This window comes from Dietzia cinnamea NBRC 102147 (assembly GCF_001571065.1).
Lineage (GTDB): Bacteria > Actinomycetota > Actinomycetes > Mycobacteriales > Mycobacteriaceae > Dietzia > Dietzia cinnamea.
On record NZ_BCSW01000027.1, the window covers coordinates 14,871 to 40,300 of the forward strand.

At 68.6% G+C, this 25,430-nt stretch carries 17 protein-coding genes; 11 read left to right on the plus strand and 6 right to left on the minus strand.

The genetic code is table 11. From position 1 onward, the window contains the following. Window positions 1-100: 100 nt before the first annotated feature. From DCI01S_RS10650 to DCI01S_RS10685, 8 genes are all read left to right on the plus strand, one after another. The gene (locus DCI01S_RS10650) at window positions 101-838 is read left to right on the plus strand and encodes a helix-turn-helix transcriptional regulator (protein WP_061229199.1); all 738 of its coding nucleotides are present in this window, start codon (window positions 101-103) and stop codon (window positions 836-838) included. After that, entirely contained in the window at window positions 835-2,286 is a 1,452-nt protein-coding gene (gene sufB / locus DCI01S_RS10655; protein ID WP_007626485.1) for a Fe-S cluster assembly protein SufB, read from the plus strand. Before DCI01S_RS10650 ends, sufB begins: the two co-directional genes overlap by 4 nt. Before the next feature lie 4 nt (window positions 2,287-2,290). After that, the gene (gene sufD / locus DCI01S_RS10660) at window positions 2,291-3,499 is read left to right on the plus strand and encodes a Fe-S cluster assembly protein SufD (protein ID WP_061229200.1); all 1,209 of its coding nucleotides are present in this window, start codon (window positions 2,291-2,293) and stop codon (window positions 3,497-3,499) included. A gap of 61 nt (window positions 3,500-3,560) precedes the next feature. Next, window positions 3,561-4,331: a Fe-S cluster assembly ATPase SufC gene (gene sufC / locus DCI01S_RS10665; protein ID WP_061229201.1), complete on the plus strand. Its 771-nt coding sequence runs from the start codon at window positions 3,561-3,563 to the stop codon at window positions 4,329-4,331. Between the two features lie 19 nt (window positions 4,332-4,350). Then, on the plus strand, window positions 4,351-5,613 hold the full coding sequence (locus DCI01S_RS10670; RefSeq protein ID WP_061229202.1) for a cysteine desulfurase: 1,263 nt from the start codon (window positions 4,351-4,353) through the stop codon (window positions 5,611-5,613). Further along, window positions 5,610-6,062: a Fe-S cluster assembly sulfur transfer protein SufU gene (sufU, locus tag DCI01S_RS10675; RefSeq protein ID WP_061229203.1), complete on the plus strand. Its 453-nt coding sequence runs from the start codon at window positions 5,610-5,612 to the stop codon at window positions 6,060-6,062. The genes DCI01S_RS10670 and sufU overlap by 4 nt, the downstream gene beginning before the upstream one ends. Before the next feature lie 6 nt (window positions 6,063-6,068). Next, window positions 6,069-6,539 (plus strand): metal-sulfur cluster assembly factor, encoded by a 471-nt coding sequence (locus tag DCI01S_RS10680; RefSeq protein ID WP_061229204.1) that lies wholly within the window; start codon window positions 6,069-6,071, stop codon window positions 6,537-6,539. 131 nt (window positions 6,540-6,670) lie between these two features. Beyond that, window positions 6,671-7,456 carry a DUF8692 domain-containing protein gene (locus tag DCI01S_RS10685; protein WP_232303060.1) on the plus strand — a complete coding sequence of 262 codons (786 nt, stop codon included), beginning with the start codon at window positions 6,671-6,673 and terminating at the stop codon, window positions 7,454-7,456. Here the strand turns inward: DCI01S_RS10685 and DCI01S_RS10690 are convergent. Further along, window positions 7,418-8,626, minus strand: coding sequence for a lycopene cyclase family protein (locus tag DCI01S_RS10690; RefSeq protein WP_061229206.1), 1,209 nt, complete (start codon window positions 8,624-8,626; stop codon window positions 7,418-7,420). The two genes, DCI01S_RS10685 and DCI01S_RS10690, sit on opposite strands and share 39 nt — an antisense overlap. A gap of 34 nt (window positions 8,627-8,660) precedes the next feature. Here DCI01S_RS10690 and DCI01S_RS10695 point away from each other — a divergent pair, with 34 nt between their 5' ends. The 3 genes from DCI01S_RS10695 to DCI01S_RS17235 all read left to right on the plus strand — a co-directional run bounded on the left by DCI01S_RS10695 (window position 8,661) and on the right by DCI01S_RS17235 (window position 12,853). Continuing rightward, complete coding sequence (locus tag DCI01S_RS10695) at window positions 8,661-9,443, plus strand: thioesterase family protein (RefSeq protein ID WP_061229207.1); 783 nt, start codon at window positions 8,661-8,663, stop codon at window positions 9,441-9,443. Window positions 9,444-9,870: 427 nt separating this feature from the next. Further along, a complete protein-coding gene (locus DCI01S_RS10700) occupies window positions 9,871-11,502 on the plus strand; it encodes an ABC-F family ATP-binding cassette domain-containing protein (RefSeq protein WP_061229208.1) in 1,632 nt (543 codons plus the stop codon). 136 nt (window positions 11,503-11,638) lie between these two features. Next, window positions 11,639-12,853 carry a hypothetical protein gene (locus DCI01S_RS17235; protein ID WP_156482579.1) on the plus strand — a complete coding sequence of 405 codons (1,215 nt, stop codon included), beginning with the start codon at window positions 11,639-11,641 and terminating at the stop codon, window positions 12,851-12,853. 160 nt (window positions 12,854-13,013) lie between these two features. Here the strand turns inward: DCI01S_RS17235 and DCI01S_RS10705 are convergent, their stop codons facing one another. The 5 genes from DCI01S_RS10705 to pglX form a co-directional block, all read right to left on the minus strand. Then, window positions 13,014-15,125 carry a DEAD/DEAH box helicase gene (locus tag DCI01S_RS10705; RefSeq protein WP_061229209.1) on the minus strand — a complete coding sequence of 704 codons (2,112 nt, stop codon included), beginning with the start codon at window positions 15,123-15,125 and terminating at the stop codon, window positions 13,014-13,016. Continuing rightward, window positions 15,126-16,427 (minus strand): BREX system ATP-binding protein BrxD, encoded by a 1,302-nt coding sequence (gene brxD, locus DCI01S_RS10710; protein ID WP_061229210.1) that lies wholly within the window; start codon window positions 16,425-16,427, stop codon window positions 15,126-15,128. Beyond that, window positions 16,428-19,340 (minus strand): BREX-2 system phosphatase PglZ, encoded by a 2,913-nt coding sequence (gene pglZ / locus DCI01S_RS10715; RefSeq protein ID WP_061229211.1) that lies wholly within the window; start codon window positions 19,338-19,340, stop codon window positions 16,428-16,430. It lies immediately after the preceding gene. Beyond that, window positions 19,337-23,320: a DUF6079 family protein gene (locus tag DCI01S_RS10720; RefSeq protein WP_061229212.1), complete on the minus strand. Its 3,984-nt coding sequence runs from the start codon at window positions 23,318-23,320 to the stop codon at window positions 19,337-19,339. Before DCI01S_RS10720 ends, pglZ begins: the two co-directional genes overlap by 4 nt. 5 nt (window positions 23,321-23,325) lie before the next feature. Further along, window positions 23,326-25,430 (minus strand): BREX-2 system adenine-specific DNA-methyltransferase PglX (gene pglX / locus DCI01S_RS10725; RefSeq protein WP_156482580.1); only part of this gene is annotated, 2,105 nt, incomplete at its 5' end.

Sequence of the window (25,430 nt, forward strand, 5' to 3'; positions counted from 1 at the left end):
GCCCGGGGGTGGGGGAATATTTCCGAAACGAAAGTGTTGCGTAATATCAGGAGGTGCGCCCCGCCCGGGCGCACAGAGCATATCCGGAAGGGAGTGGCGTATGAGCGTGCAGCACGCGGTAGACAGCAGTACGCGCCCCGACACCCGCTCGACGATCCGGGAACTCCTACTGGAACGCGGAGCGCTGACCGCGGCCGAGATCGGACAGGAACTGGGGCTCACCGCCGCCGGTGTCCGACGCCACCTGGACCACCTGGTCGAGGCCGGCGAGGTCGAGGCCACCCGCACGCGGCCGGCGGGCACCCGCGGACGCCCGGCCCGGGCGTTCCAGGTCACGGCCACCGGTCGGAGCACCGCCCGCCACGGGTACGATCACCTGGCGGTCGAGGCGCTGACGGCCCTGCGGCGCATCGGCGGATCGGCCGCGGTCACGGAGTTCGCCCGTGAGCGGGTGCGCTCGGTGATCGGACACGTCCGGCCGGCCGAGGGTCCCCATGACGTCGAGCGCGCGGCGACCGACATCGCCGTGGCCCTGTCCGAGGCGGGGTACGCGTCGTCCGTAGAGGACGCCGGCAGGGGGTTGCAGATCTGCCAGCACCACTGCCCGGTGTGGAACGTCGCCTCCCGGTTCCCCGAACTCTGCGAGGCCGAGCAGGAGGTGGTGTCCGAAATCGTGGGCACCCACGTCCAGCGACTCGCGACCATCGCGGGCGGCAACTGCGCCTGCACCACGAACATCCCGACCGGGACCGTGACCGCGGAGGATCTCGCGGCCACGATCCCCGCACCGGCCGGCGCATCCGCGTCGGCACCGACCGCCGAAAGGACAGTGCGATGACCATCACCCCCGATCAGGTGACGGCCGACGTCACCGAGCCGACCACCGATGAGGAGCGGATCGCCTCCATCGGCCAGTACAACTACGGCTGGCACGACTCGGACGATGCCGGTGCCGCCGCGCAGCGAGGCCTGTCCGAGGCGGTCGTGCGCGACATCTCCGCCAAGAAGAACGAGTCCGAGTGGATGCTCGACAAGCGTCTCAAGGCTCTGAAGATCTTCGACAAGAAGCCGATGCCCAAGTGGGGATCGGACCTGTCCGGGATCGACTTCGACAACATCAAGTACTTCGTCCGCTCCACGGAGAAGCAGGCCACCAGCTGGGAGGACCTGCCAGAGGACATCAAGAACACCTACGACAAGCTCGGCATCCCCGAGGCCGAGAAGCAGCGGCTCGTGGCCGGCGTGGCCGCGCAGTACGAGTCCGAGGTGGTCTACCACCAGATCCGGGAGGACTTGGAGAGCCAGGGTGTCATCTTCATGGACACCGACACCGCGCTCAAGGAGCACCCGGAGTTCTTCGAGGAGTACTTCGGCTCGGTCATCCCCTCCGGGGACAACAAGTTCTCCGCCCTCAACACGGCGGTGTGGTCCGGCGGCTCGTTCATCTATGTCCCCAAGGGCGTGCACGTGGACATCCCGCTCCAGGCCTACTTCCGCATCAACACGGAGAACATGGGGCAGTTCGAGCGGACGCTCATCATCGTCGACGAGGACGCCTACGTCCACTACGTCGAGGGCTGCACGGCGCCGATCTACAAGTCGGACTCCCTGCACTCCGCGGTGGTCGAGATCATCGTCAAGAAGGGCGGCCGCTGCCGCTACACGACCATCCAGAACTGGTCGAACAACGTCTACAACCTCGTCACCAAGCGGGCCCGCGCCGAAGAGGGCGCGACCATGGAGTGGATCGACGGCAACATCGGTTCCAAGGTGACCATGAAGTACCCGGCCGTGTGGCTGACCGGTGAGCACGCCAAGGGCGAGGTGCTGTCGGTCGCGTTCGCCGGCGAGGGCCAGCACCAGGACACCGGCTCCAAGATGCTCCACCTGGCGCCCAACACCTCGTCGAACATCGTCTCCAAGTCGGTGGCGCGTGGCGGCGGACGCTCGGCGTACCGCGGGCTGATCCAGATCAACCCCGGCGCCAAGGGCTCCAAGTCCAACGTCGAGTGCGACGCCCTGCTCGTGGACAACATCAGCCGGTCCGACACCTACCCCTACATCGACATCCGCGAGGACGACGTCACGCTGGGGCACGAGGCCACGGTCTCCAAGGTGAGCCAGGACCAGCTGTTCTACCTCATGAGCCGCGGCCTGGCCGAGGAAGAGGCGATGGCCATGATCGTGCGCGGCTTCGTCGAGCCGATCGCCAAGGAGCTCCCCATGGAATACGCGCTCGAGCTCAACCGCCTGATCGAACTGCAGATGGAAGGATCGGTGGGCTGACCCCATGACCGACACGACCACCCCCGAAACCGGGTCCGCCCCGGCCCCCCTCACGGATCGCTACGGCGTCCCCGTCGACGCGACGAAGGGTGACCAGTTCACCTCGTACGACGTCGGCGCGTTCGAGGTCCCCAGCCACAAGGACGAGATCTGGCGGTTCACCCCGCTGCGTCGCCTGCGCGGTCTCCACGACGGCTCCAACGTCACCGCGACCGGTCGACTGACAGCGTCCGTCGGAGAGCGCGAGGGCCTCACCGTCGAGACCGTCGCGATGGACGACAAGCGCGTCGGCGAGGCCGGGGCCCCCCGCGACCGCGTGGCCGCGCAGGCGTTCAGCTCGGCCACCGAGGCCTCGGTCATCACCGTCGCCAAGGAGGTCGTGCTCGACGAGCCCGTGTACGTCACCGTCGACGGGCCGGGCGAGGGCGAGTTGGCCTACGGTCACACCCAGGTCCGCCTCGAGCCGTTCGCCAACGCGACCTTCGTCGTGGACCAGCGGGGCGGCGGCACCATCGCCGAGAACGTCGAGTTCATCGTGGGCGACTCCGCCCACCTCGAGGTCGTCCTCATCCAGGACTGGGACGACGACGCCCTGCACCTGGCCGGACACCACCTGCAGGTCGGTCGCGACGCGACGCTGACGTACACCACGGTGACGTTCGGCGGCGAGGTCGTGCGTGTCTCCCCGTTCGCGCGGTTCACCGCGCCCGGCGGCACGGTCACGCTCAACGGCCTGTACTACGCCGACGACGGGCAGCACCTCGAGCACCGCCTGCTGGTCGACCACTCCGTGCCCAACTGCACCTCGCGCATCCTGTACAAGGGCGCGCTGCAGGGGGACGCTTCGTCAAACCTCCCGGACGCGCACACCGTCTGGATCGGCGACGTCCTCATCCGGGCTGCGGCACTGGGCACCGACACGTACGAGATGAACCGCAACCTCGTGCTCACCGACGGGGCCCGCGCCGACTCGGTGCCGAACCTCGAGATCGAGACCGGCGAGATCGCCGGTGCCGGCCACGCCAGCGCCGTCGGCCGGTTCGACGAGGAGCACCTGTTCTACCTCATGTCGCGGGGCATCCCCGAGGACGTCGCCCGACGCCTCGTCGTCCGCGGGTTCTTCGGCGAGGTGATCAACCGCATCGGCGTGCCCGAGGTGCGCGAGCGGGTCACCGAGGCCGTCGAGCTGGAGCTGCAGTCCTCCGGCATCTGACCGAGCCCGCAGGCCCCCGATCATCCCCCGAAGACTTCTCACACAGATTGCGAGCACATCAATGACCACTCTCGAGATCAAGGGCCTGACGGCCCGCGTCGCCGCGACCGAGGACTCACCCGAGACCGTCGAGATCCTCAAGGGCGTCGACCTCACCATCGAGTCGGGCCAGACCCACGCCATCATGGGCCCGAACGGCTCCGGCAAGTCGACCCTGGCCTACGTCATCGCCGGCCACCCCAAGTACGAGGTCACCGGCGGGACCGTGACACTGGACGGCGAGGACGTGCTGTCCATGGAGGTCGACGAGCGGGCCCGCGCCGGCCTGTTCCTGGCCATGCAGTACCCCACCGAGATCCCCGGCGTCTCCACCGCCAACTTCCTGCGCACCGCGGCCACCGCCGTGCGCGGCGAGGCCCCCAAGCTGCGCCACTGGGTCAAGGAAGTCAAGGAGGCCATGTCCGACCTCGACTTCGACCCCGCGTTCTCCGAGCGCAGCGTCAACGAGGGCTTCTCCGGCGGCGAGAAGAAGCGCCACGAGATCCTCCAGCTCGACCTGCTCAAGCCGAAGATCGCCGTGCTCGACGAGACCGACTCCGGCCTCGACGTGGACGCGCTGCGTGTGGTCTCCGAGGGTGTCAACCGCTACAAGGCGGAGGAGAACGGCGGCATCCTGCTCATCACGCACTACACCCGCATCCTGCAGTACATCAAGCCCGACAACGTCCACGTGTTCGTCGACGGCCGCATCGCCGCCTCCGGTGGTGCCGAGCTGGCCGACGAGCTCGAGGCCAACGGGTACGAGAAGTACCTGACGCCGGCCACCGCCTGATCGGAACAGCTGGGAGAACATGACCTCGACCCTCGACCTGACAGCAGTCCGCGCGGATTTCCCGATCCTGTCGCGGACGGTCCGTGACGGAAAGCCCCTGGTCTACCTCGACTCCGGGGCGACGTCGCAGCGCCCGACGCCGGTGCTCGACGCTGAGCGGGACTTCCTCGTGCACTCCAACGCCGCGGTCCACCGTGGTGCGCACCAGCTCGCGGAGGAGGCCACGGACGCCTACGAGGGCGCCCGCGCGGACATCGCGCGGTTCGTCGGGGCCGACGTGGACGAGCTGGTCTTCACCAAGAACGCCACCGAGGGACTCAACCTCGTGGCGTTCGCCCTGGGGGACCAGCGGTTCGGCGCGCACGCCGTCGGCCCCGGCGACGAGGTCGTCATCAGCGAGCTCGAGCATCACGCGAACCTGGTGCCGTGGCAGGAACTGTGCCGGCGCACCGGCGCGACCCTGCGCTGGTACGGCGTGACCGACGACGGCCGGATCGACCTCGACTCGCTCGAGCTCACCGACGCCGTCAAGGTCGTCGCCGTGACGCACCAGTCCAACGTGACCGGCGCGGTCACCGACGTGGCCCGTGTTGTCGACGCGGCCCGCGCGGTCGGCGCGCTGGTCGTGCTGGACGCCTGCCAGTCGGTGCCGCACATGGCGGTGGACTTCCACGAGCTGGGCGTCGACTTCGCCGCCTTCTCCGGCCACAAGATGCTCGGCCCCACCGGGATCGGCGTCCTCTACGGCCGTCGGGAGCTGCTGCACGCGATGCCGCCCGTGCTCACGGGCGGGTCGATGATCTCCACCGTGACGATGGAGGAGTCGACGTACGCCGAGCCGCCGCAGCGGTTCGAGGCGGGCGTGCCGATGGTCTCGCAGGCCGTCGGCCTGGCCGCCGCGGTGCGCTACCTCGAGGCGATCGGGATGGAGACCATCGCCCGCCACGAGGAGGCACTCACCGTGGCCGCGCTCGAGGCCCTGCAGGAGATCCCGGGGATCCGGATCGTCGGTCCGACCGACATGGTCTCCCGGGGCGGCGCCGTCTCGTTCGTCGTGGACGGCATCCACGCCCACGACGTGAGCCAGGTGCTCGACGACGACGGCGTGGCCGTCCGCGTGGGCCACCACTGCGCGTGGCCGCTGCACCGGCGCCTCGGTGTCCAGTCCACCGTGCGGGCGTCGTTCGCGCTGTACAACACCCTCGACGAGGTCGAGGCCCTGGCCCGGTCCCTGCGCCGAGCCCGGGAGTTCTTCGGAGTCGACGGGGGTGGGCTGAAGTGAAGCTCGAGCAGATGTACCAGGAGGTCATTCTCGACCACTACCGCCACCCGCACCACAGCGGGCTGCGGGAGCCCTTCGGCGCCGAGGTGCACCACGTCAACCCGACGTGTGGCGACGAGCTGACCCTGCGGTTGCGCTTGTCGGATGACTTGACCACCGTGGAGGACGTGTCCTACGACGCACAGGGCTGCTCCATCAGCCAGGCCTCCACCTCGATGATGGCCGACCTCCTGGTCGGCCGTCGGGTGGAGGAGTCGCTCGAGGTCGTCGACGCCTTCCAGACGATGATCTCCTCCCGCGGCCAGGACGAGGGCGACGAGGAGGTCCTCGACGACGCCGTGGCCCTGGCCGGGGTGTCGCGGTACCCCGCGCGGGTCAAGTGCGCCCTGCTGGGCTGGATGGCGTTCAAGGACGCCCTCGGCCGACAGACCGAACACCATCAGGAGTGATGTGACATGACCGAGCAGATGACACCTGCCAACGATCCCGCGGTCGACGACCCCACGTCGGCCGCCGAGAACGACACGCCCGCGGGGACCGCCTACAACGGCGAGTTCCGCCCCGACCCCAACCGGCCGGAGCAGTCCGAGGAGGACCTCGCGCTGGTCGCCGATCTCGAGGAGGCCATGCGCGACGTGGTCGACCCCGAGCTGGGCATCAACGTCGTCGACCTGGGTCTGGTCTACGACATCTGGGTCCGCCCCGGCGAGACCGAGGGATCGACCATCGCACGCGTCGACATGACCCTGACGTCGGCGGCCTGCCCGCTCACCGACGTGATCGAGGACCAGGCCCGCTCCGCGACGGTCGGCTCCGACCTCGTCAACGACCTCGAGCTCAACTGGGTCTGGATGCCGCCGTGGGGACCCCAGATGATCACCGACGAGGGACGCGAGCAGCTGAGGGCCATCGGCTTCACCGTGTAGCCCTCTTCGCGGCGCCGCCGCCGCGATCCGCGTGCCCGCTAGAGCGCCCGCCCCGTTCTGGAAGGGGCGGGCGTCTCCGCGTCGTCGCCGGCGATTACGGTTCCGTTCGGCCGACATTTACGCTGGGGGACATGTCCGCATCCGCTGATCACATTGTTGGCGACCGGTCTGAGGCCGAGAGTGGGGGCGGGCGTGTCATCGAAGGAACCCGCCTCACCCGGGCGACGGCGTGGCTGGTGTTCCCCCCGTCGCTTCTGCTAGCCCCGCTGTCGGGTTTCCTGCTCTACATGGTGCACGCCACTGGCAGCGATCAGCCGTGGCACGTCTGGAACCTGCTGTGGACCGCCTTCGACATCGGTGCCGAGGGCAACGCGGCCGTGTGGTTCGCCTCGGCGGTCTGGCTCCTCGTGGGCGCCTTCGCGGCCCTCGCCGCCGTCACCACCGCCCGTTTCCGCTCGTCGTGGTGGCTCTTCTCCGCGGTCGCCGTGACCGCCTCCGTGGACGAGGCGGGCGCCCTCCACGAGCGGCTCTTCGTGGTGGGGGACCGGCTGGCCCCGTACCTGCCGTTCGACACCTACTACAACTGGGTGATCCCCGGCGCCGTGATCGCCCTGATCGTGGGCGGTCTGCTCATCAGGCTGGTCCTCGCTCTCCACCGCCGCGTCGCCGTCTCGTTGATCGCGGCGGCCGTGGTCTTCCTGTCCGGCTCGCTCGTGATCGAGAGCCTCACCGGGCTCGTCGACCGCGAGATCGGCGCGTCGTCGACTCTCTACCTCACACTGATGTACATCGAGGAGACGTTCGAACTCCTCGGCGTGGCGGGGGCCGCGGTCGCGCTGTCGTCGATGTTCCGCGTCGCTCGCCGCCCGGGCGGCCTGTTACTCACGTTCGACGGGTTTCGATCGCGCGACGCCTGACAGCGCCGCGGGACCGCGGGCAGAGCGCCGCAGGACCGCGGCCACCATCCCGGCCTTGTCGCGCACGGGCATGGTCACCCACATGTCCCACATCGCGGCAGCGACCTGGTGCGACGGACTCGCCCCGTCGAGGAACCACCGCTGGCGGCAGCCGTCGAGGCGCCCGAACGCCGCGAACAGCGCCCGGAGGGTCCGGTCGTCCGCACGGAGCAGCGCCCGCAGGCCAACACCGTGAAGGGTCGTGCTCAGAGGGGACCGCGGCGCGGGAAGCGGGTGGCCGGCCCCGAGCGCGAGGACGGCCGCGGGGACGGCCGCGAGCATCGCGGCCACCGAATACCCCGTCGCCGCGTGTCCGTGCCCGCCCGCGGTGCCGAACGCCTCGACCAGCGGGTTCCCGGACCCGCCCGGCCGCGGCAGGAGCGGGATGTGCACCCGCTCCACCGATAGCGGGTCGTCGATCGCCGCGCTGGGCACCCCCCGGCCCGCCAGGCGCGAGCGCAGCCGGCTCGCCAGGACGGCGGGATCCGGGGCGGGCAGCCCCGCCAGACACGTCTCCTCCAGCAGAACCCGATCCGCGGACAAGGGGATCGCGTACAGGAAGCTGGGGCCGACCTCGTCGTCGTCACCCCGGCCACGCGCGTAGTCGGTGCGCCAGTCCATGAACAGGGCCGCCTCCCCGCCCAGGGCCGGCGCCGCGTCCGCGGCGTCCACCACGATGCCGTACGCCGTCTGCAGCGGGCCCTGGTTGAGCCGGCCCCCGGCGCCGCGGCAGTCCACCACGCGGTGGGCCCGGGCCGTCAGGTCGCGCAGACCCGCGTCGTCGACCGCCTCCCGCTCCACGGTGACCCCGGAGCCGAGCGGCAGGGCACGCCGCAGGGCGTCGTTGTCGAGCACCGCGTACTCGCGCTGGAGCACCGCACGCCCGGGCGCGTACAGGGCGGGCGAGGAGACCCGGTGCGCCAGCACGTCGATCCCGCACGCCTCCGGACGCAGCCACGGCGGCACCTGGTCGGCCCACACGGACAGGGTCTGGTGCCACGGCGCGTCTGGCCGCGGATCGAGCGCGAGGACCGTGAGACCGGCTGCGGCGCAGCGGGAGGCGAGCGCGCGGCCGGCGGGGCCGAGCCCGACGACGGCGACGTCGAACAACCCGCCACCCGTAGCCTTCATACGAACTGACACTACCGTCGCGCGAGAGGAACCCATGTCCGGCGCCTTCTACCAGCAGATGGACCACGGTCGCTTCGGGTCGACCGCGCTCACCGCGGGCCCGTGGTCCGCCGAATCCCAGCACGCCGGGCCGCCGAGCGCGCTGCTGGTGCGGGCGATGGAGCGGTTCGAGGCGGACCCGACGCTGCGGCTGGCGCGGGTCTCGGTGGACGTGCTGGGGCCCGTCCCCATCGCGCCGCTCGACATCGAGGTCCGCACCGTGCGCCCGGGACGCAGCGTCGAACTCCTCGAGGCCACCGCCTCCGTGGCCGGCCGGCCCGCGCTCGTCGCCCGCGGGTGGCGGATGCGCCGCACTCCCGACGACTTCCCCACGGTCGGAACCCACGACGGGCCGCCCGTGCCCACCACACGCGAACGCGGACCGATGATGAGCTTCGCCCACGCCGACGGCTACCTGTCCGTCGTGGACTTCTCCTTCGACTCCGGCGGCGGTGACGAGCTCGGGCCCGCGCAGGCCTGGGGGCGTGCGCGCGTCGATCTCGTCGAGGGGGAGCGCATGACCGGGTGGCAGCACACCGTGGTGGTGGCCGACTCCGCCAGCGGCGTGTCCCTGGCCAGCGACCCGCTGAGCCACCCGGCGGTCAACTGCGACCTCGTGGTCTCGCTGCACCGCGACCCCGAACCCGGCTGGGTACACCTCGACAGCGAGACCGTCGGCGGGCCCGGGCAGGGAGTGCTCACCGACACGCTGATCTCGGACGATCGCGGGCGGCTCGGCCGCTGCGTGCAGAACCTCTACGGTCGACGCGCGGGCTGAGCTTTCGCAGCCGCCCCTCACGATGGCGTCTGGCCTGCCCCGATGCGCGGGCGAGACGCCATCGTGAGGGGCGAGGAGGGCTGTCGTGGACATCTGCAGGAGCGAGACGCCAGGCAGACGAGCGGCTGTGCGGAATCGCGACGCGTCCGCGCCGGGCGGGAATGCACGGGCGGGAGCGATGAGCCAGGGCCGGGAGCAGCTGCACACAGTGGACGCCTGGAAGGCCGCCCACAGACCGCAGCGAACGGAGTGCGGCGGGAGAATCCGCTAGAAGGCGGACTCGGCGTACACGCTCTGGTGGCGGAGACCCACGTCACCGGACTCGTCGGCTCACTCGCGCCGCAGGTAGAGTGGCAGGTCGGCCCGTACCCGTCAGCGGGCGGGCCGCCGACTCTTCCCCGAAAGCTACAGCGAGGTACCCGCGCACGTGATCACCATCGACGACCTGGAGGTGCGCGCCGGCGTGCGCACCCTGCTCCACATGGACGGGTCCTCGTTGCGGGTCCAGCCCGGCGACCGGATCGGCCTGGTGGGACGTAACGGCGCGGGTAAGACGACGACGATGAGGATCCTCGCCGGCGAAGGTGAGGCCTACGCCGGGAAGGTCACGCGCACGGGAGATCTGGGCTACCTGCCCCAGGATCCGCGCGAGGGCAACATGGACCAGCTGGCCCGGTCCCGCGTTCTCTCCGCCCGCGGGCTCGATGTTCTCATGGCCGACATGACCGCGGCCCAGCAGCAGATGGTCGATGCTCCCGACGACAAAGCGATGGACAAGGCCGTGCGCCGCTACGGCCGGCTCGAGGACGAGTTCTCCGCCCGCGGCGGGTACGAGGCCGAGAGCGAGGCGGCCCGCATCTGCAGCAGCCTGGGCCTCGAGGACCGGATCCTCACGCAGAACCTCGGCACGCTCTCGGGCGGTCAGCGCCGCCGCGTGGAGCTGGCCCGGATCCTCTTCGCCGCCTCCGACGGCGCCGGCAAGTCGCAGACCATGCTGCTGCTCGACGAGCCCACCAACCACCTCGACGCCGACTCGATCACGTGGCTGCGCCAGTTCCTGGAGAAGCACGAGGGCGGGCTCATCATCATCTCCCACGATGTGGAGCTGCTCGAGGCCGTGGTGAACAAGGTGTGGTTCCTCGACGCCGTGCGCGGGGAGATCGACGCCTACAACATGGGCTGGAAGAAGTACCTCGACGCGCGCGCCACAGACGAGGCGCGTCGCCGCCGCGAGCGCGCGAACGCCGAGAAGAAGGCCTCCGCGCTCAAGCAGCAGGCCGCCAAGCTCGGCGCCAAGGCCACGAAGGCCGCCGCCGCCAAGCAGATGATCCGCCGCGCCGAGACCATGATGAACGAGCTCGACGAGGTGCGCGTGGCCGACAAGGTCGCGCACATCAAGTTCCCCACACCTGCCGCATGTGGCAAGACGCCGCTGTTCGCCAAGGGTCTGACCAAGATGTACGGCTCGCTCGAGGTGTTCGCTGGCGTGGACCTGGCGATCGACAAGGGCAGCCGCGTGGTGGTGCTGGGCTACAACGGCGCCGGCAAGACCACCCTCCTCAAGCTGCTCGCCGGTGTGGAGCGCACGGACGGCGAGGGCGGCGTGGTCACCGGCCACGGGCTCAAGATCGGTTACTTCGCCCAGGAGCACGACACACTGGATATGGACGCGACCGTGTGGGAGAACATCCGCCACGCCGCGCCGGACGCGGGGGAGCAGGACCTGCGCGGCCTGCTGGGTGCCTTCATGTTCTCCGGACCGCAGCTCGAGCAGCCCACCGGCACCCTGTCCGGCGGTGAGCGCACGCGTCTGGCGCTGGCCGGGCTGGTGTCGTCGGCGGCCAACGTGCTGCTGCTCGACGAGCCGACCAACAACCTCGACCCGATCTCTCGCGAGCAGGTCCTCGACGCCCTGCGCACCTACGAGGGCGCGGTCGTCCTGGTCACCCACGATCCGGGCGCCGTGGAGGCGCTGGAGCCGGAGCGGGTCATCATCCTGCCGGACGGCACGGAGGACCTGTGGAGCCAGGAGTACATGGAGATCGTCGAACTCGCGTGAGAGAATCCCTTAGCTTGCTAGGGTGAACGCCATATTTTCGCGATGAAACAGACCATATCAGGCTAGGTATTCGACAGTTGGTGGTCCACCGGAAGGTGCGATTTTGACGTATTCAGGGAAACTTTTCCGCACAATCGTGAGACTGCCGTATCCACTACCTGTTTACAGTGGTCAGAAAGTTAGTCTCTATTCTACAGGTGCCGAAACTGGCGTCTCTGAACCCACCTTCCTTCAATTTCACGAAGGACGCAGCAATACCGGCCAAGCCGACATCCAGTTTAATTCTATTCGCGACCTGCTTGAGCATGAATCTCTAATTTCAAATAGTGATATGCCCCCATCTTCAGGCATCCAATATCGCTACACAATAGTAGATGCGATTACTACTATGCCCACACCTCGAGTTGAGTACACCTCGCAACATGCGCGCAATGTTCCGAGTGAGTACGACCCAATAAATAGAATAGTTTCTGGAATTGCCTTAGTTTCCCGGGCATACCTTCTGGCAACAAAGGCCCGTGTCCATATCGCCTCATACGAAGACCTACCAGAGTTTCTTCCAGTTTGGATCGCCGACTTCGAGACCGAAGACTGGTCCAAACTCGATTTCAGAAAACTAGATTGGTCTGGATCAGTAGTATTGCTCGAGACACTTACATTCTCTCCGGACTGGTCAAACCCCGAACTTGAAGACGGCGGCGATCGAGAACTAGAAGAAGCAGCTAAGTTCTTCGCCCATCAAATTGAATCTGGCGATCCGCTGTCTTTGTCACTCGAATGGGCAATGCGGTCAAAGTATGCCATGAACGCCCAAGGAAACTACTACGATGCAGTGTCGAATAGCATCACGTTTGTTGAATCCTTCACGGTCGCTATTGCTACATGCTTGCTGTGGGAAGAGCAGTTCGCCACCGACAAGTCAATCACACCCGAGGAGGCTGCGGGATATTTCCAGTATGAAACCCGCGGCAGCATTGTCGAGCGGGTCCTACAACCGCGCTTAGGTGGCGACTGGACGTCAGTCCGTTCGCCATGGTCGGAGTGGAAATCGAGCGCGCGACCCTTGCGTCACCGCATTGTACATGCCGGATACTCGCCAGCACGAGCAGAGGCTGATCACGCCGTTGACACGTCGCTATCGGTCCAATCCTGGATCCTAGACCTACTCAGCAAGAAGCTTCGCAAATTTCCTCGCACTAGCTGGATGACTATGGGTCAAGAGGGTTTGTCATCGAGAGGTGAATGGACTCGGTTCATTCAAGAGTTCATAGACGAACGTGCCGGCAAGGAATCAAACTGGAAGACCGAATACATTAAGTGGCATCACGATGTGATGTCATATGAAAGCTAAATTGGATCACCACAATCGCACTATAGCATTTGATCACAGTCGAGTTAGCTATACATCCAACAGCTTTCGGAAGCTCGAATTACTTTCTTTGTTCATGCAACAAGATTCTACGCCTATTAGCTGCTTTCGCGGATGGTTCAGTTTCCGTTTTCTTTGTCTATCAGCTGATCAGTCTTCGTGCGATGACCTCTTGTGCCCACTCCACCGGCAACGCCTCCGAGAACTTGAGCTTGTCGACCAGCGTCGGGGGCACCGCAGGAAGCGGCCTCTCGCTCTCCGGGAGTGACTCCAAGAACTCGAGCCTCTCCGCTGCAGCCTCGGTGGGCATGCCTTCATAGAGAGTGATCGCGTCGGGGTGGACTATCCCTCCCTGGGGTGCCAGCTCCTCACCGAGGGCCGGCCCGAGGGCTGCCTGGTACCGGCGGTTGGCTGCGCTGCCCTCGTAGGTCCACCATTTGCGGACGTGATCGGTGGTGGTCCACACCGGGCCGTGGTGACTGACGGTGTGCCGGAGCCGGTCCTCGTCGTCGGCGAGCGCTGCCCGGGCACGGGCGGTGAGTCGGATCTGCTCTGGCAGCTCCCCGAGGAGCACCGCCCGCATACCCTGCGCCACCTGGTACCCGATGTCCGCTCCACCGAACCCGTACCTGGCCCTGCCCCCGCCCGCGGCGGGCTCCACCTGGACTCGGTGGCGAGGCCAGGTGATGTCGGTGACCTTCCAAGACCGTCCGGCGAGAAGCAGGTGGATCGGCCCCTCCCCTCCGGAGAGGGCGCGCCATTCCACGGTGCCCACCTCCTGCCGGCCGGCGAGCACGGTGAACTGCCGCGGCATCGCGAAGGTGGTGAGCAGGTCCATGAAGTGGCGGCGGCCGAACACCCTCTCGGCGTCGGGCCCGAGGAACATCGCGCCGCCGTCGACGGTGAGGTACCCGCGCTCCACCAGGAAGTCGACGATCAGCTCGGCGGGACGCTCCAGGGTCTCGACCGCCATCAACGGGGTGGCCGCCCACCGGTCCTGCCAGCCATACCGGGGGAGCGCGCCCTCCTGCAGCATCGCGGCCATGATCTGCTGCGCCACCAGGTGCAGCGGGACCGGCGGCGGGACGACGGGTTCAACGTACCCAGTGCCCCACGCGTGGAGTAGCCCCAGTGTCCGGAGCAGATGACGGGGTTCGGTGGCGATGAACAGGCAGTTGCGGAGGGTGTCGGCGCGGCGGCCGGTCCGCCCAAGCCGTTGGACGAAGCTCGACACCGTAGAAGGCGCCCCGATCTGGATCATGCGGTCCAGGTCCCCGATGTCGATCCCCAACTCAAGGGTCGAGGTGGCCACGATCACGCAGTCCCGCGCTTCAGCAAAGGCGATCTCGGACCGCCGGCGTTCTTCGGCGGATAGGGACGAGTGGGAGAGGTACACGTCCACGTCGAATCCGCGAAGCATGGACGCCAGTTCCTCGGCCTGCCGACGGCTGTCCACAAACACGAGTCGCTTCTGCCCGCGGTACAGCTTGGACAGCAGGACCGCGGCGGAGTCGAGGGTGTCCACGGCGTCCACCACGATGTCGGCCTCCCCTGCAGCGGGCCGCACCGGCTCACCCACAGCGACACCCGGCGCGATCACCCGCCCGGCCCGCCCGTCGGCACCTCCCTGCAGCCACCGCAGCAGGTCCTCGGGGTTGCCCACCGTGGCGCTCATGCCGATGCGCTGCAGCGGCCGGCCGACCAGGTGCTCGAGCCGCGAGAGGACGGCGGACAGGTGCCAGCCACGGTCGTCGCCGGCAAAGGCGTGGACCTCGTCAATCACCACGGTCCGCAGATTGGCGAACAGCCTGCGGTGATCGGTCTTGGTGGAGGCGAGCATGGCCTCGATGGACTCGGGGGTGGTGAGCAGGATGTCGGGCGGATCGGCGCGGATCGACCGGCGGGCGCTCTCACCCACGTCGCCGTGCCACACATCCACGCGCCGGCCCATCCACTCGGTGTAGTCGACCAGCCGCACGGCGAGGTTGTTGAGCAGCGCCTTGAGCGGGGTGACGTACAGGATGGTCAGCCCGGCCCAGTCCTCGTGGGCCATGCGGGTGAGGACAGGAAAGACGGCCGCCTCGGTCTTTCCGCCAGCAGTGGGCGCGAGCAGCAGGGCGTCCTCGCCGTCGATGAGCGGCCGGACGGACTGCTCCTGCAGTGGCCGCAGGCCGGGCCAGCCGAGGGAGTTGACCACGTGGTGCTGGAGCAGTGGGTGCAGGGCGGCGAAGCCGCCCGGGGTGCGGTGGTCCATCTACAGCTCGATGGCGTCGGGGTCGTCGATGATTGACGACGACGAGCCCACCGCCGCGGACCGTTCGCTGTCGCTGAGGTCTGACGTGTTGAGCGTGGGATTGAAGTGCTCGCGCGGGAGGAAGTCGGGGAACATCTCGACGCGGTCCAGGCAGTCGACGAGCATCCGCAGGTACTGCCGGGGCGCGATGCCCACCTGCCCACCGAGCTTCCCGGCCACGGACTCGGCGAGCACGCGTAGGTACGCGTCGTCGACGAGCTCGGTGACCCGCTGCGCCGCGCCGGTCTCGAGCCCGGCGGCGTAGAGGTCCCGCACGCGCGAACCCACCTCGACGAGGCGGTCGAAGTCGAAGGGGTGGAGGCGGATCTGCGGTTGCCGGGGGTTGTCGAAGCGGGGGTCGGCGTCGAACTTCACGCCGAGACGCTGGTCGAGCGGCGGCAGACGCTTGATGCCCTGTTGCCCTTCGAAGAAGGCGCTGGTTCCGGTGATGAGCAGGTACATCCCGGGGTAGCGGCCGGAGTCCAGCTCGTCGATCCACTGGCGCAGGGCGTTGAGGGCCTTTTCGCGGACGTCGCCGCGCATGCGCTGGAGGGTCTCGACCTCGTCCAGCACCAGCAAGAGCCCGCGGTGGCCGGAGCCGGCGAGCACCTGGAGCAGGCCCTGGAAGAAGCCCATCGCGAGGAAGTGATCCAGCTCGCCCTTGACCCCGGCGGCGCGTTTGGCCGACGCCGCCACATTGCGTTGCCCGCCGAGCCAGGCTGCCAATCCATCGGCGGTGTCGGCGTCGCCATTGAGCAGTGCCTCTCGGTATCCCCGGAGTGCGAGCGGAAAGACGGGTGCGGCCTCGGCCACGGGGCGCAGTCGCTCCTCCAACAGTGTGGCGCCGTCGGACCCGGCGGCGGCGGCGTCGTCCTCCACGCCCAGCAGCCAGTCGTCCAGGACCGCCCGGAACGCCTGGCGCGAGACCGCGGAGGTACGCAGCTCCTCACACGCGCGCCGGTAGACGGTCTCGAGCCGGTGCAGGGGAGTCTCCAGCTCAGAGATCTGGACCTCGGTCACGGCGAACCCGCGGTCGAGCGCCTGCTGCTGGAGCCAGCGCGCGAAGAAGGTCTTGCCGGAGCCGTACTCGCCGCGGACGGCCTTGAACACGGCCGCCCCGCCGGCGACCTTGTCCAGTTCCTCACCCAGCACCGGCGCCAGCCGGTCCAGGCCCACGGCGAGCTGGTCCAGCCCTTCGGCGGGCACGGTTCCGCGGCGCAGGGCGTCGATGATCGCGGTGCGGCGGGCGGGGGAGAGAGTCATCTACAGTCCGAACTGCTCAAAGAGGATCTGGGGTGCCAGCACCACGTCGTTGTCCTCGCGCTCGAGGACCGGCATGCCGTCCACGTTGACCACCTTCTGGATCCGCGCGACGGTGCCGCTGATCTGGAGCGCGTTGAGCCCGAGCGTTGTCCCGAGCACGGCGATGGGCATGCGGCCGTTGTTGGCGGCGATGGCTCGGAGCACGTCCGCCAACTCGGCCGGGCTGGGCTTGAGCTGTTGGGCCTTGACCCGCTCCTTGAAGTACTGGGTACGGCCGAGATCGGCGAACTTGTCGGCGGGCTTGGCATGTGTAGCTCGAGCGGGAGTTGCGGTGGGCTCGTCGCCGTCGAACGAATCGAACAGCGACACCTGCTCGGTGGCACGTGCCGCCTTGCGCCTAGCACCGCTCTTCGGGGTGGCGGGCCGCCCGGCCGTCGGTTGCCCCCCGGCCGAACCGATCCCGGTCGCTGAGGTCGGCGCGGCGTCCGCCGACGCCTCCGAGGCCGCCGTCGCGATGGGCCACCAGCCCGGCCACGGGTCCAGGACGGGCGGGCCGGCGGGGAACGTCGAGTGCTCGTCGAGTCCGTCGAGGCTCTGGACCAGGACGGCGACGGGGGCGCAGACCTCGGCGGGGGAGGCGCCGCCGTGGTAGCCAGCCTTCTTGCCGGTGTAGCGCAGGTCCTCGTCTACGGCCAGGATCGCCTCGTGCCGGGGTGTGCCGTCGGCGCCGGGCGCGAGGACCCGGTTGCCGGAGACGTACCGCTCGTTCTCCCCGGCGGGCCCCCCGGCGGCGGGCCGCCAGCGTGCGCTCACAGCACCGTCGGCGGTGACCTTGCCCACCAAGCTCCGTTCGACCACGTGACCGTGGTCGGAGAGCAGGACCACGTCCCGCCCCACCGCTCGGGCGTAGTCGAGCAGCTTGTCCAGGTGGGTGACGCGCGAGGTGGTCCAGGTGGTGGCGATGGGGTCGGACCGGTCCAGCGCGTCGTCGACGGTGTTGAGCACAACCCCCACCACGGGGACGTGTGTGGTGTCGTAGATGGCGCTGCGGACGGTGTCGGTGAGGCCGGCGTCGAGATCTGCCTTGTGGAACAGCGTGCCGCCGGGGAACCTGGCGGCGAACCCGGACCTCTCCTCCTGCTGCCCGCCCAGCGCAAGCTCTCCGCGGAGCAGCGAGGTCCTCGACGCGGTGGTCACCGACGGCAGGGTGGAGGCGGCCACGTCGAGCCCGCGGGAGGCCAGGTCGAGCCGCTGCCACACGGTGGAGTGGCGAGCGGCCACGTCCTCGAGCAGGGCGTGCGCGGCGGGCACAGATAGTCCGTCGATCACCAGCACGAGCAGGGTTCGCTGTCCCCGCGTGCCGGACTCGACCGGCCCGGCCTCGCGCAGCGGAACCACCACCGTGGTTAGAACGTCCTCGACGAGCAGCGCGCCGCCGGCGGTGGCGCGATCGGCAAGCCTGGCCCCGACGAGCGCGGCGAAGCTGCGGTCGATCTCGCGCCGAACGGCGAGGGCTCGGTCGAGGACGCGGCGGCCGAGGGCGTCCGGGTCTGCGGCGGACTGCCCGGTCGGGGGCTTGGGGTCGGCGGTGAAGCCCCGCCAGGCGGAGTTGACGGCCCGGTCAACCCAGCTCAGCTCGTCGACGTAGGCGCGCATCGCCTCGATGTGGCCGGCGGACCGCAGCCGGTCCGCGGCGGCGACCGCCTCGGTCCGGTTCCACCGGTGCAGCCGGACCAGCGCGGTGGCGGTCTCGAGGTCATCGGGCCGGGAGCGTTCGGACTCGACGTGCGCCCGCAGCGCGTCGAGCCCGCGCAGCAGGGCTGTCTCGTCGCCTCCGTCAAGGGCGGTGGCGAGCCCGCGGGCGTACACGTCGAGGCGTCGCTGGAAGGCGCCGGGCAGGACGGTGGATCCGGCGAGCAGGGAGGCGCCGCCGTTCTGCTCGAATCCGGCGATCAGCCGGTGGGCCTCGCCGAGGACGGCGGTGAGCGGCTGACCGTCGTCGAGCGCTACGCGCACGGCCTTGGCTGCGGCGGAGCCCCATTCGCGCAGCGACTGCTCTCCGAGGGTGGTGCCGACGTGGTGGCGGAACAGGGCCCGCGCTCCGGTGAGTTCGGTGGGCGTGTCCTGCCACTCGGGGGTGCGGAGGGTCTCCGCCGCCAGCCCGGCCGGCAGCAGCGCCCGTGGCCCGTGGGTGGTCCACAAGCTGCGGATGCCGGACCCGGTCAGCGTGAAGGAGCGGCAGAGCCACGCGATGAGCCCCGCGCGGACGTCGTCGGTGAGCTGGGAGGCCAGCCCGTCCCACGCGTCGTGGGCGTCGGTCGTGGCGCTCCAGGCCAGCAGATCCGTGAGCCGGTGGTCCGGTTCCAGTCCCAGGACCTGTGTGCTGAGCGCGCCGTAGAGGTGGTCGGCGGTGAGAACCGGGGTCGGGGTGGGTGCGAGGGCGTCGCGGTGCTCGGCGAGCGCGGTGGTGAGCCCCCGCACGTCGTCGCGCCCGCGGGGGATGCGACCGTCGGTGCGGTCGGCGGAGAACATCCCGAGCAGGGTGCCCGTTGGGTCGAGTTCGCGCATCCGCCCGAGCGGCTGGAAGTGCTCCTTGACCCCCTGGGGGATCTCGTCCTCGGGGAGGTCGGTGAGCACGACGCGCCACGGCACGTCGGGGTCGTTCCGGTGCCGCACCACGTCGCGGATCTCGAGCACCGTCCGGCAGCAGTGGACGGGCACGGTGAGGTCGTCCACGCGCAGCGCGGTGCCGTCCCATTCGGGCCGGGCGTGCATCACCAAGAGTCCTCGTCGGTGCTTCTTGTCGCGGTAGAGACCGCCGAGGAGTGGGACGAGGTCGGCGGCGGTCGCCGTACCGAGGGACGACGACGAGGTGGTGCCACCCCCCGCTAGTCCGGCACTGACTCCGGTCACGTCCCGGGCTCCTCGGCGGTGATCTCGATGCGGTAGCGCACGCCCGGCCCGTGGGTCCGCTTGAGGTCGGCGAGTGCCCGGTGGAGCGCGGCCTCAACTTGGCTACCGCGGGCCTCAAAGGACCGGCGTGGACCGAAACCCTCGATACGCACGGCATCGACCTCCGAGCCGCCGCCGGTGTCACCGGTCCCGCCGCCCGGACCGGACCGGGAGTCGTCGCCGGAACCATCTCCAGCACCCGATCCTGCACGGGAATCGCCGGTTTCTCCGGCGTCCCCAGTATCCCCGGTACCTCCGTTGCCCGTGCCTCTGGAACCATCGCCCCCGGGTCCGCCCCCCGAACCATCGCCGCCCGCGATCACCCTGTTAATCCAGTCCTGGGCGCGCTTCTCGAACTTCTGCACCGCCGTGTTCAGGTGCTGGACGAACTCGTGGGTGTCGACGCCGCTGTCGAGGTCCACAATGATTTGCGCGGCCTCGGCGCCCAGAGCGCCCTGCTTTGCCCGCCCACCGATCAGGGTCTCGAGGGTTGGCCCGATGTTGCGCGCCACGGCCGCCACCTCCTCGGCGGTGGTGATGGACTGGCTCGCCTCGTTGGTGGTGGCCCCGAGGTAGGTGCCCGGCCCCTCACAGGAGGCGGCGAGGGCCGCCACGATCTCGCCGTGGTGCTGTTTCTTGCGCACCAACACTTGCAGCAGCTGCGTCTGCCGGCGCGCGAGCTGGAGCCGGCGCCCCTCCACGGTTCGCCCCAGACGCTGCTCGAGCTTCGACAGCTGCTCGACCAGATCCTCGCTGGACCGCTTGAACTCGTCGGCCTTGCTCGCCACCTCGCCCGCCAGGTGGGTGAGGTTGGTGGGGGAGAGGTGACCTCTCTCGGGAATGCCAAAGAGGTGCTGGGCAGCCTGGACGGCGCGATCCCACTCGCCCTGCTCGGGCAGTACGGGCTCGCGCAGCTGGTGCGACTGCTGGATGTCCTTAAAGGCCGGAGCTGCGACAGGGGTTCCGTAGGTGAACCAGCTGCGGTCGCGTGACTCGGCCCAGGCCGCCGCGAGCAGGGTGGTGCAGTCGCGGTTGAGCCCTGCCTGTGGCATGAGCTTCTCGACGGCGGCCACTACCTGTGCCACCGTGAGTACGCCGTCGGCCTGCCCGGACTTCTCCGCCTCGGCGAGCGCGCGGTCGATCTGCCCGGCGAAGCTGGCAAAGGTGGCGCTGGGGAACACGAGGTGCGACTCATGGACGTCGGCCACCCGGAGGCCGCCCAGCACGAGCTGGACGGACTTGCGCTCGGCGGCCACAACCGCGGCGCGGCCGTCTTCGCGGGCGTCCGACCGGCGCAGCACGTCGAGTGAGACCGCGAAGTCCTTCTGCGTGAGCGCGCTGGTGGTGTCGAACCGAGGGTGGTCGGGGTAGCGCTGGTCAAAGGCCTGATCGTAGAGCCGCCGGGCGGCCTCGCGCAGCGAAGCGCCGACGGGCCGCTGCACCACCACGGAGGAACTCAACGAGCGGACGGGCGGCTGCCCCTCGGGGAACACTGCGCCCTCGGCGATGCCGTACATCTTGCGCAGGATTGCGGCCAGCTGCCCGGCGAGCTGGTTGCGCTGGGTCACCATGACCTGGCGGACCCGCTCACGGTCGCCGTCGGCGAGGTAGCTGGTGTAGCCGAGCCACTTCTCCGACTGCAGAACCCAGTCCATGGTGACGAGCTTGCCCAGGTCGTCCATCTGCTTGCGATCGAGGAATGCGGGGAGCCAGGCGAGCGTGAAGTGATCGTGGCCGTCGGTACGGAGGCGGTCGAGTCGGGCGTGGTCCTCGGAAACTCCGTGGCCTTCTTCGTCGAACGGCAGGTCCACGATCACCCGCAGCGCCCCTGGTTCGACGGGGGCGATAAGGGTGTCGGGCACGGAGCCTGGGTCGCGGACGTTGCCAAAGACGATCTCGACGGTCCGATTCGTGCCGCGCCAGGTGATCCGGGTCGAGCGCGCGCCGTCGGCCTGCGGGTCGATGGCTGCGATCCCGAACTCTTCCTGCAGCATCGACCGGAGCCGTTCGCGGCGCCGCGAGAAGGTGTCCTCGCCGCGGGCGCGCTCAAGGATCTCGTCGAAGGGCAGCTCCTCCAGCGTGATGGAAATCAGCGGATCGTGGCTGTCTGTGCCCACGGTGATCTCGGGGACCGAGGTGTTCCACTCGCGGACCGAGGCGAGCGCGCGGGTCGGCGCGTCAGAGGCGACGATCGAGACGAGCTCCCCGTGGTTGAGGTGCGCCAGGCGGCTGGCGGTGAGCGCCTTGAGCCCTGGCACCTCGGGCGCGAGAGCGGAGAGCAACAGCGTCTTGGCCAGCCGGAGCTGGGCCCGCACGCCCTTGGGCTGGTCCAGGTCCCGCACGCTCGGGTCGGCGTCCGGGAACTGGGCCAGGACGGCGGGACGGAGCTTGTCGTGCCACAGGGTGCGCGCCGTGCGGAACCGGGCGGCCACCGCCTCGTCGGTGCCGCCCTTCTGGGTGCCGTCGATGATGTAGTCGAACACCTCGCCCACGGGTATCACCTGGTCGACGGTCATGGTGTCGGCGAGGTCGACGAGCATCGACTCCATCACCTTGAGCGCGGTGCGGTCGCGCTGCATGGCGGTGGACAGGTGGACGAGGGTGTCGATGAGGACCGGGCTGAAGGGATAGGTGAGCCGGAACTGCTCCTCGGTGGCTCCGCGGTGCTGGTCGTCGGTGTTGACCTTGTCCAGCAGGACGGGCTTGACGGCCGGGGACAGGTGCAGCCGCTGGAACGAGGCCTCGAGAGCCTCGACCGCCGCGGCGTTCTTGGGGGTGAGGAGTCGGCGGTGGGCGATCTGCGGCAGGTTGGCCGAGCCGAGCGCGATGCCGGAGAAGCGGCCTTCCTGGTGGGCGATGGCCTGCTCGCGGATCTTGGTGGCCTCGCCGGCCTCGATCGACGAGTCCTTCCACGCCTTGAGGTCGTGCTGACGGGCGATAAAGCTGACGACCGGCACGGCCATGCGCCCCTGGTCGGATTCGACGAACCCGGTGAGCTTCTGGATCTCGCGGCCGAAGAACTCGCGGTTGGAGAAGTGGAAGGTGAGCCACAGGATCAGCTCGTCGAGCAGCAGGACCACAGCCTCATAGCCGAGGGTCGTGGCGTGCGCCGCGATGGCGGACAGCCCCTCGGGCAGATGCAGCCAGTCGGTGTTGGTGTGCGCGGAGGTGATCCACGTCTGGCCGAGCGCGGAGACCAGCGCATCCCGCTCGGCGCGGGACGCGGCGGGGTGTCGGGCGCGGTCGTAGGAGTCGCGGTCCCAGGTGGCGGCGGTGGCGCCGCCGAGCGCGGCCAGGTCCAGGCCCCCGGGGGCGGAGGACGACGACGAGGTGACGCCGCCAGGTCCGGTGGTGGCAGTGGCCAGGCGGGCGAAGAACCTCTCGTCGCCGACCTCGGCACGCATCTGTTCGGCGTTCTCGAGCAGCCCGTCAGCCATGTGGAGTACCGGCGGGGTGACTCCCGGGTGGAGCCGGTTCAGGTGCGCCAGGTACGCCGAGAAGAGGGTGTCCTCGATGGAGTTCGAACCCAGGAAATGGAAGGGCAGCGCGAGGATCTTGCTCGACGTGGCCCGCGGGTGGTCGGCGATGTGCTGCTGGAGTTCGGCGATGGCGCGGGCGCGAGGGTCGCCGGTGAGCAGGGCCAGGAGTACAGCCATGAAGTGCGACTTGCCGGAGCCGAATGAGCCCTTGAGGAAGGCCCCCTTGTTCTCTCCGGTGGCCAGGGCGCTGTCGACCAGGGCGAGCGCCTCGTCAAAGGCATCGCCGATGGACGGGGTCACCACGTACTCGGCCAGGGTGGTCCCGAGTTCGTCTCTGGTGACGGCGTCGGAGAGTTGGAGGACGAACGTCGAGGTTCCCGAGTGCTCGGGGATCGAGAAGACGTCACGCAGGGTGGGGCTGGTGCCCGACCCTGCCGTCGCGCCGGGAGGGGTGAAGGCCATGGCCTCTAGCTTTCCTTATCGGGTGTAGTAGCTGCGCCTGCGACGCGCTTGCGGCCGCGGGTCGCTGGGGCGGGACGCCAGGCGGACAGGTCGGCGATCGCGACGCCGGAACGCTCGGCGAGCGAGGTGAGCTGTCCCCCGAGATAGTCGGCCCAGTCGATTCCGGAATGGGCGTCCATGCCGGAGTGCCACTGACGGATCCACGGCATGAGCTCGGCCAGCCCAGCGACGAGCGGAACGAGCTGAGCGGGGTCGGTGTCGTCCTTGCGATCGTCGTACAACGACACCAGGGCGATGCCTTGCTCGGCGTGGTCCCAGCCCGCCCAGCCCAGCATTGCGGTGGGATCGTCGGGACCCGAGGCACCGGGGTAGGAGATGAACCGTTCCTTGGGCACGTCGAGCTTGCCGCGAGCCTGCCAGTACGAGGCTTTGCGGAAGTCCGCGGAGGTGTACTTGGGTGGGACCGGGACCTGGGCGGTGGTGATCTCGCCGCGGTCCTCGGCACGCTGGGCCTCCCACGTGACCTGCCACTCGGCGAACTTGCGCAAGCCCGAGTCCTTGAGCCGGAGCGCGGCCAGGTACGGCACGGCCTCGTCCTGCAAGAGCGCCACGAGGTTGGTGAGCACGCCGGCCTGCCGCTTGCTCGACCACAACTCGAGCGCCTCGGAAACTCCGGCCAAGTGCGGAGCGGTCTCGACCTTCGCGGCGAGCTGACGGACCGACTGCGGCTGCGGATACCCGTTGGGGTCCTTCCACAGCTCGGGGGTCTCTAGCCTGTCCAGGATCCACGCCGCCAGAGCTGCGCGGACCCGGTCGGACCACGGCACGGAAGACCAGCGCCGCTTGTACTCGGGACGCTCCAGCAGCTCCAGCGAACGATCCTCGGCGATCAGGTTCAGTCGCTGCTTTACGCAGGCCCGATACTCCTCAGGTAGGTGCGCGGGAATCTCGGTCACCGGCGTCGAGCGGTGGCGCTCGAACCATGCAGTCTCGGCCTCACCTGCCTGCACCTTACGGGCCAGGGCGACCTCAAACGCCCGCTCACCCAGCGCTATCCCGGGCACCTCACCCACCGGCAGCGCCAGGTCTGTCTCGGTGAACCCGTACAGGTGATACACCTGCCAGTCCAGCTCCTCCTGCTCGGCGATCATCAACCCTCGGAGTCGTTCCCATTCGGCCTCACCGCTGGCGAACAGCTCCGCGGAAGGAGACGAATCCTCAAGAAGCGCGGCCGGCTCGACCGACGCCAACTCCTGCGCGAGTTGGTCGATGCGACGAGCACGCTCCAGCGTCGAGCCGGAGGGAAGGGGGAAGTCCTTGAGCGTGGTGCCAGTGTATTCATAGAAGTTCTCCCACGGTGCCAACGTGGTCCGCGCACCCTTCGAGTCAGTCGTGCTGCCCTTATTGAAGCAATTCTGTCTGAACCAAAACGCCGCCGTCGACGAGTTGAGCACCCCCAGCAGTTCAAGGTGCTCGTCCTCGCTCGCCCCCTCCTGCAGCTTGATCACCGGCGCCGAACGGTTGAACACCTTCCCGCCGCGATCCAAGACGAAATGGTTATGCGTCGCGACGAACGCAAACGCGATCCGAATTGGCCCTCTCAGTTTGGCTGGGTAAAGTTCACCAAACTCCCACCAATAATGACTGTCGAGCTCCTCGATGGGGCGACCGAACCGCTTTCGAAGCTGCATAATGCGCCTAAGTGGCCAGAAGTGCAGGCTACGGCCATCAAAATCCAAGTGCACGTAGTCCGTGCCGTAGGGAAAAATTGTCGTCGTAGACGAATATGCTTGGAAATCTCGGACATCAAGACCCTCGACCATTGTCCGAAAGTTCGTAATTCCCCTCCGCCGCATAAACCCGACGTCTGCAAAGAATGCATCGTCTTCGGCTGTAATCGCCGAGAAGCCGATCTGATCGACTCGACGTCCGAGGTGGGTCGCGATTTGGCTAAGGCGTTTAGAGATCTGTGGGGCGCCGCCACCTTGGAGAGACCACGGGTGCGCGTTAAGCACTTCTCGCGGGTATTCTAGAACACTGATCCAATTGTCCTCGTAGCCCGGCGTTTCGATGTTCTCGACAATACTGCGCCACACTACGCCATATGCGG